This window comes from Algoriphagus sp. AK58 (assembly GCF_014324365.1).
GTDB lineage: Bacteria > Bacteroidota > Bacteroidia > Cytophagales > Cyclobacteriaceae > Algoriphagus.
The window spans coordinates 124,210-138,029 of the sequence record NZ_QEIG01000020.1 but is presented as its reverse complement, the minus strand read 5'-3'; the positions used below and the strand labels follow the sequence as shown (position 1 = coordinate 138,029).

Here is a 13,820-nt window from a genome sequence, read left to right as displayed (position 1 = left end):
TGATAGTAAGGCCAGCTTGGAGATCTTGGGATGATAATTCAAGATCCAATTTGGACGGATCCTTTAAAAATTCTTCAATTTCCTTAGTTTTCACCTGGTTGAATTCATCCAAGTAGTTTGCCCCTTCATTCAATTTCTTCTCCTTCAGGAATAAATCCGCGTATCTGTTCTTTCGGATGATTTCAAAATTTGAATTCAAAAAAATAAGTGATTCCTGAAGTTGGTCAAGGGATGAAAGTATTACCTCAACTTCCTCTTCTTTAATTTTTCTTTCAGACATGATAGTAGACTACTCAAATATTGGAATACCAACGAGGATCTTGATTTTTTACAAGAGACTCCTTTAAATGTTCATTTTCCTGTTGTGGATTTCTCAAATTTAAGGCTTCAAAAAGTAAGAAACAGACTTATAAAATACTGTTCGTGCATCAATAAAATAAGTGCAATAATATGTATATGAATTGTGTAATTGGTATAATTAAGTGTATTGCTTTGAATTATTATATTATGATAGAATAATTCAATTTTATCTTACAAAAATTTAATTTTTTTCTTCGCGTGATAAAAGTTAAAAAAGCTCTCTTGATTCCAGTTAGTCACAATTCGACTACCTGCCTGATGGACAGACAGGTAGCCAAATTGTGTTTAGATTCCTCTAAAATGGCCAGGCACCTCCCTCGAATCAGGATGTTTGACTTCCATTAATTCAGGAAAATTAAGGTGTTGAGCCTACCTTGGAATCCTTTTGAAAACTGTCAAATTCACGTTTTGGAATTAATCCACCAACCACAAGTATTCCCCGTACCCTTTGGTCTCCATTTCTTCCTTAGGGATAAACTTCATGGCCGCGGAGTTCATGCAATACCTCAGTCCAGTAGGAGTAGGACCATCGTAGAACACATGGCCTACATGGCTTTTGCCATATTTACTACGTACCTCCACTCGGGTCATACCCAACGTTTTATCAATTGGCTTTTCCAATGCTCTCGCATCGATGGGCTTGGTAAAGCTTGGCCAGCCTGATCCTGATTCATATTTGTCTTTTGAGCTGAAAAGCGGAGCACCTGAGACGATGCAGACGTAAATGCCCGATTTTTTATTTCCGTTGTATTCATTCTGAAAGGCATATTCCGTGGCATCCTCCATGGTCACCTCGTATTGAAGAGGAGTCAGGGTCTTTTTGAGTTCAGCCTTGGATTTGGCAGGGTAGGTGCCTTCGTTGATATCCGGCCAGTTGGTTTTGATGCATTCCTGACGTCCGCTGCCGATTTTATAAGACATATACTCGGAGGGATTCTTTTTGTAATAGTCCTGATGATAGTCTTCTGCAGGATAGAAGTTGGAATACTTGATGACAGGAGTAGCGATAGGTTTCTTGAATTTGCCCGACTTGTCCAGTCTGGACTTGCTCTCTTCAGCCACGTTTCTTTGGATGTCATTGTGATAGAAAATCGCCGATTCATACTGTGTACCTCGGTCAAAGAAGGATCCTCCTACATCGGTAGGATCAAAGGTTTGCCAGAAAATATCGACTAGCTCAGAATAGCTGATCACTTCAGGATCATAGGTAATCTGTACAGCTTCACGATGTCCTGTTTTTCCTGAAGAAACATCCGAATAGGTCGGATTTTTCTCTTTCCCTCCAGAATAACCGGAGACTACATCCAGTACTCCGTCCAGTCCTTCAAACGGTGCTTCCACACACCAAAAACATCCACCTGCGAAGGTTGCCAATTCTGTCTTTCCGGAAAAAACTTGTTTGGGTTCTTGGATGATCGATTCGGTTTCCGCAGATTTTTCAGTAGTACTTGGATTACAGGCCATTAAGAGGCCTAAAAACAAACTCAGCATAGGTATTGAAGGATTTATATGTTTTCGCATGTAAAGTATGTTCTTGCTTTTTAGGTGATTAATTGGTCAACTTTTTGACATAGTAAAAACAAGTTGGATCAGACTTGTGTTTGCCAGCAGTTCTTAATTTCTTTTAAATCTTGCCTTCCAAGTTACGAGATCCCAGAAATTTTGGATTGACGGTTTGATTACAATGTTGAGTTTGACTGCAACCAAACCAAAAAATTATCATGAAGAATTTGATTCAATCCATAGCAGTGGCCGTTTTGGTGTTTTTGGTTGCCCAAGGGGCATTGGCCCAGCAGGGTAGCGGCTTTGGTTTCAAAGGCGGGTTGAATTACAACACCAGCGGAAAATATTTTCAGGAGGCTGGTGATATTTTTTCCCAACCTGGTGAAAATATGGGATATCATGTGGGTGTTTTTTACCAACTGACGTCCTATGATATCGCCCTTCGTCCGGAACTGATTTTTACCCAATCCCAATTTGAAACTGACCTCGGAAAAGTGGAATACCAAAAAATAGACCTTCCCATTTTGGTAAAAATGCGATTATTTCAGGTGATTGGATTCTCCATTGGTCCTTCGTTCCATTACACTCTCCAAGAAAAGTTTTCTCAGCCTGATCTTTTCGAAAAGCCGAATCCCTTAGGACTGGGATTTCAGATGGGACTGGGAGTAAACTTCGGCCCGGTTGGTCTGGACCTAAGATTTGAGCGGGAATTGAATGAAAATAAATACACGTTCGAAAACGTATTGGGGAAGGAAGATTACAAAAGGCAACAGCTGATTTTGGGTCTCTCCTTCAAAATCCCATCAAGTAAATAAGGTGCCTAGAACAGGATTTTTTGCTTCATTGATTTCCATATCTTAGGGCGCAAATTAACCTAAAGCCTTTGTATGAAAATCAGATTGTGGGCAGCTGTATTGCCACTACTTGCTTTTTGGTGTTGTAAAGAGGAAGATGTAGATCCCTTTGCCACAGTAAAACCCGAAGAAAGCCGCTTTACCAAAGTTACTCTCGTCGAAAAGCTCAACGAGCCTATGGAGCTCGAAGTGTTGGATAATCTGGATGTACTTTTTATTGAGCGTGGGGGTAAAATCCGAAAATACATTGCCGAGAGCGGGGAAGTGGAAGAAATCGGCTCTTTGGATGTCTATGCTCAAAATGAAGACGGACTACTTGGCCTCGCCAAAGACCCAAAGTTCAACGAGAATCAGTGGATTTACCTGTACTATGCTCCAACTGGCCCAGATTCCATCAATAGGCTTTCGAGGTTTACCTTGGTGGACGGTCTTTTGGATAAAACTTCGGAGAAAATCATGCTGGAAGTTCCCGTCTTTCGGGGATGTTGTCACTCAGGGGGTTCACTGGAGTTTGATTCTAAGGGGAATCTTTTCATCAGCTTAGGAGATGATACTACTCCTTTTGAGTCGGACAATTATAACCCCATAGACGAGCGAGCAGGGCGTCCGGGAAATGTAGATGCTCAAAAAACCTCCGGAAACTCAAATGATTTACGCGGTTCGATCCTGAGAATTACACCTCAGCCTGATGGAACCTATACGATTCCCGAGGGAAATCTTTTTCCTCCGGGTACTCCCAATACCCGCCCGGAGATCTATGTGAAAGGCAACCGAAACCCGTTCCGCATTGCGGTGGATCAAAGAAATGGCAATCTGTTTTGGGGAGAAGTCGGTCCTGACGCTTCAGTCGATAGCCTGAAAAGAGGACCCAAAGGTCATGATGAGTTTAATCTGGCGACCAAACCGGGATTTTTTGGTTGGCCCTATTTTGTAGGAAACAACAAGCCTTATTGGAAATACGACTTCGAAAAGAAAGAGAGTCTTTTCGAGTTTGATCCTACAGCGCCAAAGAATACTTCTCCCAACTCTACAGGAATCGAGATTCTACCTCCTGCCACTCCTGCACTGATTTGGTATCCGTATGATGAATCGGCCGAGTTTCCCATGTTGGGAACAGGAGGGCGAAACGCCATGGCCGGACCGGTGTATTACCGCAGCGATTACGAAAAATCGGATGTTCGATTTCCCGGTTATTTCGATGGAAAAGTGTTTTTCTATGATTGGATGAGAAATTGGATTTTCACAGTGAAGCTGACTGAAGATTACCAATATGACACCATGGAGCGGTTTATGCCTTCTACGGTGTTTGACAAGCCGGTGGATATGCAGTTTGCCAAGGATGGTTCGCTTTATATTTTGGAGTACGGGACTTTCTGGAGTGCCCAAAATGACGATTCCGGAATTTATCGGATCGAATTTGCTTCGGGCAATCGAAAGCCAAGAGTGGAAGCTGGCGCTGATCGACTCACAGGTGCAATTCCGCTCAAGGTGAAGTTTTCTTCTGAGGGTACACAGGATTTTGACGAAGGCGACGTGCTGAAGTACAAATGGGATTTTGGAAATGGTCAAACATCCCAAGAACCTCATCCGGAAATAATCTTTGATGCTCCTGGGATTTATCAAGTGAAACTTACGGTCACGGATCAGCATGGGGCTTACTCAGAGGCGACTGTGGAGATAAAAGCAGGAAACGAAGCCCCAGTGGTCACGATTGACTGGAGTGGAAACAGGACGTTTTACTTCGACAAGCAAGCTATCCGCTATGCAGTCCAAGTGACTGATCGGGAAGATCAAACCCCAGACGATTCCAAGATTCGGTTTTCCATCGACTACTTGGAGGGAGGATATGACCTGGTGCAAACTGGCCATAAGCAGGAGGAACCCATTTCTCCGGGGGAAAACTACATTACCCAGGCTGGATGTAAGGCCTGTCACGCTGTGGAAAAAGAGTCCATCGGTCCTACCTATACTGCCGTTTCCAAAAAATACCTCAACCAACCCGATGCCAAATCTTATCTGATCAACAAGATCACCCAAGGAGGAGGGGGAGTATGGGGTGAGCGTGTCATGCCGGGTCATCCTCATCTTGAACCTGTCCAGGTAGAAAGCATGGTGGATTTCATCCTCGGACTGGCCAATCCAACAAGCAATACAAGGACCCTCCCACTTTCTGGAGAATATTTGATAGATAAAGTCACCTTGCCTGAGGGCTATTACTTGATTCAGGCTGGCTATGAGGACAAAGGGGCACAGGGTATAGCCCCGCTAAGGTCCCAAGTGAGTATGATCTTGCGTAATAGTCTGGTTAAGGCCGTTTCAGCCAATGAATTTGAGCAAGTAGCCAAAGCCAATGGGGTAAATTCACAGTGGGTGAAGTTTACCGCTCCACAATCCTGGATTCGCTTCGATCAATTGGATCTGAAAGGAATCAAAAATCTTGATCTGGCTCTTTCCCCTGGCAATACCTCCGGTAAACTGGAAATCAGGATCGGAAGCCCGACAGGGACGGTTATTGGCGAGACAAAAACCCTTTCTAAAGCAGATCGTCCTGCCAATTTGGAAGGACAATTCTTCCCGGTAAGAGTTAGCTTAAGCCCAGTAGAGGAAATTCAGGATATCTTCCTGGTCTTTATTCCCGACAAGGAGGTCTCCATTTGGAACACCTTCAATGTGAGTACGATCAAATTCAACCGATGAAAAACCAAAAGCCCGAGTCATTACAGATTCGGGCTTTTTAATGATTACCTTCCTGAAGTATTTCTGGATCCAAGGATATTATCTGAATAGGATTCCAAGTTGGAGAGAAAGAAGGGAAGTAGGAGTTTTGCCAGTCTCATAAGTGATAAAGCCTTCCCTGTCCACCTCGACACTTCCCCGCTTGACATAGTTTATCCGATCACCATATTGGTATTGGAGTTTGAGGTAAAAGCTAGCACTCGTATCAAAAGGTTCATTTTTAATTTTCCTGGAGAAAAAACCAATACCAAGCCCATATCCCAAACCCTCGTAGTTGGTGGAAAGAAGACTTTCAAGGTACTCCTGATCCAAAAGTGTGTCGAGTAAGCTGTTGTCGATTTTGGTTTTGGTGTTGAGCACTTTCAGTCCTACAAATCCGTCTACAAAAGGGATGATCCCTTCTTCTTTATTGCTCAGCATGGCACGGATGATAGGTCCCACATTGAAGTAGTTAAAGGTAGTTTTGAGCCGGGGTAAAAATTGGGACTCTGGCGTTTTCTCGGTTCCGAGATGTAGATAATTCCCTTCTATTCCAATCAATACTGGCGAGAATTCCCTGCCTTTTTTGGGATTGAACAGAAAATTAATTCCTGTTCCCCAGCCGGTGCCTCCCATTGAGTTGCTGACTGTTTGGCTGAACTCCCCGACGGGAAACCCGATATTTCCATAAAGCCCCAATTGGACTTTGTCCTCAAATTGTGCCCAGGATGTGTGAGATACCAGGCAAATAAGAATACATGCAACTAAAATTCTCATGACGGTATGGCTGGAATGGGAAAGATTTGGGAAAAGGGGGTAGGACTTAGGTTAGATTCGCAATTCCATTTAAAAATGTTTCGTGCTGGATGGGTATTGGAGGATTTCATGATGAAAATCAGCCGTTTAAGTGAGTTTTGGATCGTGTTTATTTGTTGAAAATGAGGAATTTATATTGGCTTAAATCAATCCTACTATGAAAACTTTCCTGAAAATTATCCAGACCATTGGCCTAGTAGTGCTTAGCTTAGGTGTGCTGTCTTGTGAAGATGATTCCAAATCATCTGAATCTGAAATTGACCAAATCAGCCAAGATTTGGGCCTTGGGACTTGGAAGATCACCAAGTTTATCGATTCGGGTAAAGATGAGACTTCAAGTTTCAATGGGTTCCTTTTTACCTTCAATCCCAATGGAAGTCTTGTAGCCACCAATGGGGTAAATACGTTCACCGGGACTTGGTCCATAGTAAAAGACAGTAGCGATGATAGTCCTGATGATTTGGATTTTACTATTTTCTTTCCGGTATCTACAAAATTTGAAGATTTGAATGATGATTGGGATATCACCTCCCATTCTGCCTCCAAAATCGAATTAATAGATGTCAGTGGAGGAAATGGAGGAACTGATTATCTGACTTTTCAGAAGAATTAAGTGCCAATCCACTTCAATGAATCTGGGCTTAATAGTTAAGGGGGGAAGGTCATGCTTCCATCCATTTTTAAGAAGAAGCTTTTTAGTTTTTTTGCCTCTTTTTTGTCCACTTTTTTAGCTTCAAGTACCGAGTAGATAATATCGAAAAGCTCATCAAAAGGAGGCCTTTCCCTTAAATGGTCATTCTTGTCCAGCCACTTTCCCAGTTTATACCTCTCATAGGTATTGAAGTCTCCACTGGCAAGAAGCCCTCCAAAGATCCCGTTTAGGAAGAAGAGGTTGGATAAATCTTCTGATTGGGCTCCGAGGTCTTTCAGGAATTGATTCAAAATGGTGCGGATTTTCTCTATTTCTTCTGCATTCACTTTTCATAATCAATGATTGGTATGATTTGGCCGTGAAGTCTCTGAAATTCAATACGCTCACAAGTGGTTCAAAATCGTTGCACCAATTTTTCAAAGTTTGGAATTCATTGCGATCTATAACCCCGTCGAGAGAAATTCCATAAATCAGTCCGGCTAATAGAAAAGCTGATTTTTGGGTTTCGGTCTATTCAATTGGGTTCCTATTGGATTGTGCTAAAAATGATTTCAAAAAAGTGGAATCGAAATAATGATTTTTCTGTAAAGTAATGATTATATGTTGGTTATAAGTTATGGGGTTTGGGTTTTAAGAATGGAAATTTCGAGAGGATCATTTCAAAGAGTGTACCGACTACCTAAAATTCAAACTAAAAACCGTCTTTTTCTCAGGATCAGAAAGGACAGTCAAGCTTCCCCGATGAAGGTTCATGATCTGTCTGGAAATCGCCAGGCCTATACCTGAGCCGGTCTTTTTGGTGGTGTAGAAGGGTACAAAAATCCGTTCCAAAGCTTCAGGAACGATCCCCGGTCCGTTGTCTTCGATTTGGATGGTACTGCCCAGATCTCCTTGGCCAAAAGCCCGGATCCAGATCTGCCGATCAGCTTGATTGTGCAAGGATTCGGAAGCGTTTTTGACCAGATTAATCAGGATCATGGTGATTTGATCCGGGTCGCAGAGGATTTCCAGGTTTTCCGGGTTCAGTTCTTTATGAACCTCGATTTCCTTGGATTTGAGGTCTTCTTTCATCAATTGGCAAACATTCTCGATCAAATTTTCCACAGAAACCAACTCCTTTTTGGGCTGCGGTATATTGGTATAATCCCGATAGGCATTGACAAAATTTACCAATCCTTTGCTTCGGTTAGCAATGGTGTCCAGTCCTTCCTGAATATCCAAAAAGCCATCTTTTTTGATCAATATACCTTCTTGCTGCACGTAGCTGTCCTCATCCAGGATGGTACGGAGCGAATCCACCAAACTGGAAATCGGCGTGATGGAATTCATGATTTCGTGTCGGAGCACTTTAGTCAGATTTTGCCAAGCCTCCAGTTCGTTGGATTGAAGTTCGGCATTGATGTTTTGAAAGGAGAGGAGGGTCCAGCTTTTTCCGCCCATTTTCAGCGCAGTGGATTGGATGATCAGGTGCATGGTGGGATTGACCTTGAAGGAGACCCGCTGCCCGGGCTTCATTTCCAGAATTTCCTGTAGGAGTTTTTTGGAAAGTTTTCCCAGATCGCTGATATCCCGAAACTGTGGGATTTGCAGGAGATGCTTGGCGGCATTGTTGATCACTCCGATTTTTCCTTCCGCGTTGAAGGAGATGATTCCGGTATTGATATGTTGAATGATCACTTGGAGAAAAAGCATCTGTTCCTCCTTTTCGGCCCGGGTCTGCTTGAAAACCTCCATTACCTCATTGAAGGCCTGATTGACCTCTCGGAAAGATTGGCCCATCTTGCTATCGGTGGTAAAGGATGAGGAGAAATCGGCAAAGCGGATGGAGTCCAAAAAGCGGGCAAGTTTTTGATTGATCGAGTTGACATAGTAGATCATCTCTCCTGCCAAAAACGCCACCATCACCACTAAAATCCCCGGCGCAAGCCAGAGGTCTTTGGTGTAAAACAGCCAAACTGCCAGAAAAATAAGTCCAGTAATCGCCAAAATCCGAATACTGATACCGATCGAAAATTTCCTATAGACCATATTTTTCCAGTCTTCGGTACAAAGAGGATCGGGTCAAGCCGAGTTCATCTGCAGCCCGGGTGATATGTCCGTTGTGTTTTTGGAGGGCTTTCCGGATAAGGATGCGTTCCACGTCCTCGATATTCAAGTGCTCCAGACTCACGTTTTCCTCCGATTTTTCGGGTTGTCCCATTTTTTGCAAAAACAGATCCTCAGGCTGCAGCACGTTGTGGTTGGACATGATCACCGCCCGCTCGATGCTATGCTGAAGCTCTCGAATATTACCTGGCCAATGGTATTTTGTCATTCGTTTCAGCAGAGGTTCAGAGGCTTTTCGGATGTCTTTGTTATACTTCTTGGAATAGTAGCTGATAAAATGATCGGCCAATAGCGGGATATCTTCCACTCGCTCCCGAAGTGGAGGCAAGGTGATCTCTATGGTATTGATTCGGTAAAGTAAATCTTGACGGAAGCTGTTGTCATAGACCATGTTGTACACGGGCATGTTTGTAGCCGAAATCAATCGGATATTTACATCCACCGGTCTATTGGCACCTACTCGGGTGACTTGGCGGTTTTGAAGTGCTGCCAATAGCTTCGCTTGAAGGGGTAAGGGAAGGTTTCCGATTTCATCCAGGAAGAGGGTTCCCTTGTGCGCTTGTTCGAATCGGCCTGCGCGGTCTTCCTTGGCATCGGTGAAAGCACCTTTTTTGTGTCCAAAAAGCTCTGATTCAAATAGGGTGGAGGTGATCGAACCCAAATCTACCCCTACAAAAGCCTCCCGGCTTCGTCGGGAATGACGGTGGATCGCCCGGGCAATCAGTTCTTTTCCGGTTCCGTTTTCTCCTAAGATCAAAACATTGGCATCGGTAGAAGCTACACGCTCGATGGTTTCAAAAACTTTTTGCATCGAGGGACTTTGGCCAATGATGTCTTTGAACTTGTTGTCCATGTCCTGCTGAAGCGTCTGCTTCTGGTCCTTGAGCAGGTTGACCTCGAGTTTTTTCTGTCGGAGCTGAAGGGCAGAATTTAAGGTGGCTAGGAGACGCTCGTTTTCCCAAGGCTTGAGCACAAAATCCGTTGCCCCTTCCTTAATGGCTTTTACGGCCAGATTCACATCTCCATAAGCGGTGATCAGGACGACTACGGCCGATGGATCGAGCTCCAAAATCCGATCCAACCAATAAAAGCCTTCCTGTCCCGAACTCACATCCTTGGTGAAGTTCATGTCTAGGAGGATCACGTCATAGTTTTCATTATGCGTGAGGATCGGCAGCAGGTCCGGGTTGGTTTCCGTGTCCACCTGGGCAAAGTGTCTTTTGAGAAAAATTTTGGCGGCTTTTAGCAAGTCTTCATTGTCATCGACGATGAGGATTTTTCCGGTTCGTTGCTCATTCATAATAGCAGAAAGTTTTTCATCCGCATTTGCGGACTTTGTATGGAATTCCAAAAGTCTGCCGATTTGGATTTTTGGTGAAAATTTTTCCAAAAGGTCCGTTTTCGGGCGAAAATGGCCGTTTTTGAAATCGATAAGCCTAATGATAAGTTAGGATTTATTTTTCGTCTTTGGATCACTTTTGTTCGCTGGCGGACGAAAATGTTCGAGAAGGATTTTTCCTTGACCGCCCAAACCCCGCTATTTGAGCATTTCAGGGCTTTTTGGGCATGGCACAGCCTTTGGCATTAAGGGAGTACCGCCACTAGGCAGCAACACACAATGGACAGAAAAATTGAAAAGAAAACCTGGACTCCCAAAAAGATAGCCGCCATCCTCGGAGGAGCTGTGGTACTTGGGGGGATTATTTACCAGTTGGGATTTGCAGATCATCGCTCCACCATGAATGTGGAAAAGGACCGAATCAGTATTGGAACAGTCAAAACTGGGGAATTTACCGATTACATTTTGGTCTCCGGACAGATTGAACCTGCCCGTACAGTTTACCTCGATGCCATCGAAGGAGGTGTCATTCACAAGGTAGTCAGGGAATCCGGTGCATTACTAAAGCGGGGAGACACCATCCTTGTGCTCAACAACTCCAACCTTCAGCTTGATGTGATGCAGCGGGAGACCATGCTTTACGAGCAGATCAACAACCTTCGACAAACCCGATTGCTCTTGGATCAAAACGATCTCAATCAGCAAGGACAATTGGCCGAGATCGATTACCAAATCAGCCTGTTGGAACCTCAATACAAGCGATTCAAGGAATTACATGACAAGAAGTTGGTTTCCGATCGGGAATTTGAAGAGGTCAAAGAGCAATACGAATACAATGTCAAGCGCCGCAAATTGACCTATGCTTCTTATCGTAATGACTCTGTGGCCCGGTCCATTCAGCTCAATCAGCTGAGAATGTCGGAAAACCGGATGAATGCTTCCCTCACGGGCGTGGGAAATATTCTGGATAATCTGATCATCACCGCTCCGATCGCAGGGCAGCTGGCTACTCCTCAGCAACTGGAGGTCGGACAGGCCATCAATCCCGGACAGCGCTATGGACAGATTGATATCCTGGATGAATTCAAAGTAAGAGTTCCGATCGACGAACTCTATTTGCCTCGAGTCAGCCAGGGTTTAAGAGGAAAATTTACCCTCAGCGGGCAGGAATATGAGTTGGAAATCTCCAAAATCTACCCAACCATTACCAATGGTCGATTTGAGGTGGATATGATTTTCACCGGTACAGCACCGGAAGGAATTCGAAGAGGGCAGAGTGTCCGCATTCGTCTCGAACTCGGCCAAAGCGAGCAAAGCCTGCTCCTTCCGACCGGAGGCTTCTTCAAAGATACCGGAGGCAACTGGGTCTATGTGCTGAATGCTTCCGGCAATGCTGAAAAAAGAACTATCCGCTTGGGCAGAAAGAATCCCGAGTTCTATGAAGTTCTCGAAGGCCTGGTTGAAGGCGAAAAAGTGATCATCAGCGGATACGAGAATTTCGGGACGAATGAAGTGTTGAATTTGAAATAAGTGGGGAGACGGAAGACGGGAGACCGGAGACTGAAGACAGATGACCGAAGACGGAAGACCGGAGATTGGTTCAGGATTTCTGGAATAGGTGGAAGATTGATTGTTTTCTATCCTTGAGTTTGGTGAATAATTTTAATATTAAGTTCTGATAATCAAATCAATAAATAGATGAACTTTAAATTTGAAAAACTTTTAATCTGGCAAAAAGCCATGGATTTGGCTGAGGAAATCCATGAGCTTTCTAAGAAATTTCCCAAAGAGGAATTGTACAACTTGACAGGCCAAATCAATCGGGCTGCTGATTCAATTGCTTTAAATATTGCCGAAGGCTCTATTTCCCAGACTAATCCAGAGCAACATAGGTTTCTTGGTTTTTCAATCAGATCTATTGCTGAGGTAGTTACCTGCCTGTATAAAGCAAAGCGAAGGAGCTATATAACTATTGAAGAATTTGAAAAAAATTATAAGGATAGTTTTGATCTGATGAATATGACCATTGGATTTAAGAATAACATTAAATGAATTTAACCCCCAAACTATAATTAATCGTTGGGGTCCGTTTTCTTCGGTCTTCGGTCTCCAATCTTCAAACTTAAAACTTCAATTAATCGATGGGATCCGGATTCTTCGGTCTCCCGTCTTCAATCTCATCACTATGGAAAACGTCATCAAAACCGTAAACCTCAAAAAGCTTTACACCACCGAAGAAGTCGAAACTACCGCGCTCGACGGCATTCAAATCGAAATCAAAAAAGGAGAATTTGTCGCCATTATGGGGCCTTCGGGTTGTGGCAAGTCTACCTTGCTCAACATCATTGGCTTGCTGGATAATCCTGATAGCGGGGAATATTATTTCCTGGATAAGGAAGTAGCTGCCTATTCTGAAAGACAGCGTTCGGCTTTGAGAAAAGGCAACATTGGATTTGTATTTCAAAGCTTTAACCTGATCGATGAACTGACAGTATTTGAAAATGTGGAACTACCACTCTTGTACCTGAAAATCAGTACGGATGAGCGTAAAAAGCGAGTGGAGGAAGTACTTACGCGTATGAATATCATGCACCGGCGCAATCACTTTCCTCAGCAGCTTTCCGGTGGTCAGCAGCAGCGTGTGGCTATTGCACGGGCGATTGTGGCCAAGCCGGCGGTAATTCTGGCTGACGAACCTACCGGTAACTTGGATTCTAAAAATGGGGAAGAAGTAATGCGTCTTCTAGAGGAGTTAAACAATGAAGGCACCACTATCGTGATGGTGACCCACTCTCCTCACGACGCCAACTACGCCCATCGCGTGATCAATCTCTTTGACGGAAAAGTGGTGACGGAGAATATCCGGGAGCAATTTCATGTATGATGCAGGGAAGAATGGGAGTAAGGAAGTCAGGAGGTCATTTTCCTCCTGAGTTTGCACTTCCGCGATCAGTTGGCTTTTTGGTTTTCAAAGTAGCTCGAAAAGCTCCCATACTGTTCATCAAAGCATAGGCTTGAGTATAAAAGTTGGAAAAATCAGCTTCAGATAGATACTTCCTTCTTCTTGCCTTGTGCAAACAGGTGACCACCTCAGCCAATGATCGTAACGAATAACCGATGAATTTTCGGAATTCCTTGTTCGATTGGCCAGTGGAACCTTCGGCGATATTTAGAGCTATGGAATCAGCTGCTCTACGAATTTGTGAGATCAAATTGTATTTCTCGTCGATCGGAAATTGGCCTGAGGCATCAAAAATCAACTCCCCAAAATCCATCGCTGTGTGCCAGATTCTTAGTTTTTCAAATTTGAAAGTTTCCATGATTGGCTAGATTAAATGATGCTAACTGGATGAAAATCAAATTATTGAAAATAGAAGTATTTTAAAACATCTCTCCCAAATTCTATTCAACATACTTCCCAACCTCCAAACTTTCCAACTCCCATACCCCCAAACTTTCCAACTCCCATACCCCC

The 13,820-nt window shown here is 43.7% G+C and carries 12 protein-coding genes; 6 read left to right on the top strand and 6 right to left on the bottom strand.

Going from position 1 to position 13,820, the window contains the following annotated elements:
• Positions 1-774: 774 nt before the first annotated feature.
• Complete coding sequence (gene msrA, locus DDT91_RS17505) at positions 775-1,881, bottom strand: peptide-methionine (S)-S-oxide reductase MsrA (RefSeq protein ID WP_255502176.1); 1,107 nt, start codon at positions 1,879-1,881, stop codon at positions 775-777.
• A 200-nt stretch (positions 1,882-2,081) separates the two neighbouring features.
• Between msrA and DDT91_RS17500 the strand changes: the two genes are divergently transcribed.
• On the top strand, positions 2,082-2,678 hold the full coding sequence (locus DDT91_RS17500; RefSeq protein ID WP_187177485.1) for an outer membrane beta-barrel protein: 597 nt from the start codon (positions 2,082-2,084) through the stop codon (positions 2,676-2,678).
• Positions 2,679-2,750: 72 nt separating this feature from the next.
• Positions 2,751-5,414, top strand: a complete 2,664-nt coding sequence (locus tag DDT91_RS17495; RefSeq protein WP_187177484.1) for a PQQ-dependent sugar dehydrogenase — start codon at positions 2,751-2,753, stop codon at positions 5,412-5,414.
• A gap of 78 nt (positions 5,415-5,492) precedes the next feature.
• Here DDT91_RS17495 and DDT91_RS17490 read toward each other — a convergent pair whose 3' ends face one another.
• Positions 5,493-6,209 (bottom strand): hypothetical protein, encoded by a 717-nt coding sequence (locus DDT91_RS17490; RefSeq protein WP_187177483.1) that lies wholly within the window; start codon positions 6,207-6,209, stop codon positions 5,493-5,495.
• Between the two features lie 196 nt (positions 6,210-6,405).
• On the opposite strand from DDT91_RS17490, the gene DDT91_RS17485 reads away from it, so the two are divergent.
• Positions 6,406-6,861, top strand: a complete 456-nt coding sequence (locus DDT91_RS17485) for a hypothetical protein (protein ID WP_222718677.1) — start codon at positions 6,406-6,408, stop codon at positions 6,859-6,861.
• Between the two features lie 35 nt (positions 6,862-6,896).
• On the opposite strand, the gene DDT91_RS17480 is transcribed toward DDT91_RS17485, so the two are convergent.
• The 3 genes from DDT91_RS17480 to DDT91_RS17470 all read right to left on the bottom strand — a co-directional run bounded on the left by DDT91_RS17480 (position 6,897) and on the right by DDT91_RS17470 (position 10,306).
• Positions 6,897-7,226: a hypothetical protein gene (locus tag DDT91_RS17480; protein ID WP_187177482.1), complete on the bottom strand. Its 330-nt coding sequence runs from the start codon at positions 7,224-7,226 to the stop codon at positions 6,897-6,899.
• A 349-nt stretch (positions 7,227-7,575) separates the two neighbouring features.
• On the bottom strand, positions 7,576-8,928 hold the full coding sequence (locus DDT91_RS17475) for a PAS domain-containing sensor histidine kinase (RefSeq protein ID WP_187177481.1): 1,353 nt from the start codon (positions 8,926-8,928) through the stop codon (positions 7,576-7,578).
• Entirely contained in the window at positions 8,918-10,306 is a 1,389-nt protein-coding gene (locus DDT91_RS17470) for a sigma-54 dependent transcriptional regulator (RefSeq protein ID WP_187177531.1), read from the bottom strand. The genes DDT91_RS17475 and DDT91_RS17470 overlap by 11 nt, the downstream gene beginning before the upstream one ends.
• 318 nt (positions 10,307-10,624) lie before the next feature.
• On the opposite strand from DDT91_RS17470, the gene DDT91_RS17465 reads away from it, so the two are divergent.
• The 3 genes from DDT91_RS17465 (at position 10,625) to DDT91_RS17455 (ending at position 13,229) form a co-directional block, all read left to right on the top strand.
• Positions 10,625-11,875, top strand: a complete 1,251-nt coding sequence (locus tag DDT91_RS17465) for an efflux RND transporter periplasmic adaptor subunit (RefSeq protein ID WP_187177480.1) — start codon at positions 10,625-10,627, stop codon at positions 11,873-11,875.
• A 168-nt stretch (positions 11,876-12,043) separates the two neighbouring features.
• The gene (locus DDT91_RS17460; protein WP_187177479.1) at positions 12,044-12,397 is read left to right on the top strand and encodes a four helix bundle protein; all 354 of its coding nucleotides are present in this window, start codon (positions 12,044-12,046) and stop codon (positions 12,395-12,397) included.
• A 133-nt stretch (positions 12,398-12,530) separates the two neighbouring features.
• Positions 12,531-13,229: an ABC transporter ATP-binding protein gene (locus DDT91_RS17455; protein ID WP_187177478.1), complete on the top strand. Its 699-nt coding sequence runs from the start codon at positions 12,531-12,533 to the stop codon at positions 13,227-13,229.
• Between the two features lie 34 nt (positions 13,230-13,263).
• Here the strand turns inward: DDT91_RS17455 and DDT91_RS17450 are convergent, their stop codons facing one another.
• Positions 13,264-13,665 (bottom strand): four helix bundle protein, encoded by a 402-nt coding sequence (locus tag DDT91_RS17450; RefSeq protein WP_187177477.1) that lies wholly within the window; start codon positions 13,663-13,665, stop codon positions 13,264-13,266.
• Between the last annotated feature and the right edge of the window lie 155 nt (positions 13,666-13,820).

Coding starts and splice junctions, on each gene's coding strand:
- msrA (WP_255502176.1), bottom strand. CDS start 1,881: ATGCGAAAACATATAAATCCTTCAATACCTATGCTGAGTTTGTTTTTA.
- DDT91_RS17500 (WP_187177485.1), top strand. CDS start 2,082: ATGAAGAATTTGATTCAATCCATAGCAGTGGCCGTTTTGGTGTTTTTG.
- DDT91_RS17495 (WP_187177484.1), top strand. CDS start 2,751: ATGAAAATCAGATTGTGGGCAGCTGTATTGCCACTACTTGCTTTTTGG.
- DDT91_RS17490 (WP_187177483.1), bottom strand. CDS start 6,209: ATGAGAATTTTAGTTGCATGTATTCTTATTTGCCTGGTATCTCACACA.
- DDT91_RS17485 (WP_222718677.1), top strand. CDS start 6,406: ATGAAAACTTTCCTGAAAATTATCCAGACCATTGGCCTAGTAGTGCTT.
- DDT91_RS17475 (WP_187177481.1), bottom strand. CDS start 8,928: ATGGTCTATAGGAAATTTTCGATCGGTATCAGTATTCGGATTTTGGCG.
- DDT91_RS17470 (WP_187177531.1), bottom strand. CDS start 10,306: ATGAATGAGCAACGAACCGGAAAAATCCTCATCGTCGATGACAATGAA.
- DDT91_RS17465 (WP_187177480.1), top strand. CDS start 10,625: ATGGACAGAAAAATTGAAAAGAAAACCTGGACTCCCAAAAAGATAGCC.
- DDT91_RS17460 (WP_187177479.1), top strand. CDS start 12,044: ATGAACTTTAAATTTGAAAAACTTTTAATCTGGCAAAAAGCCATGGAT.
- DDT91_RS17455 (WP_187177478.1), top strand. CDS start 12,531: ATGGAAAACGTCATCAAAACCGTAAACCTCAAAAAGCTTTACACCACC.
- DDT91_RS17450 (WP_187177477.1), bottom strand. CDS start 13,665: ATGGAAACTTTCAAATTTGAAAAACTAAGAATCTGGCACACAGCGATG.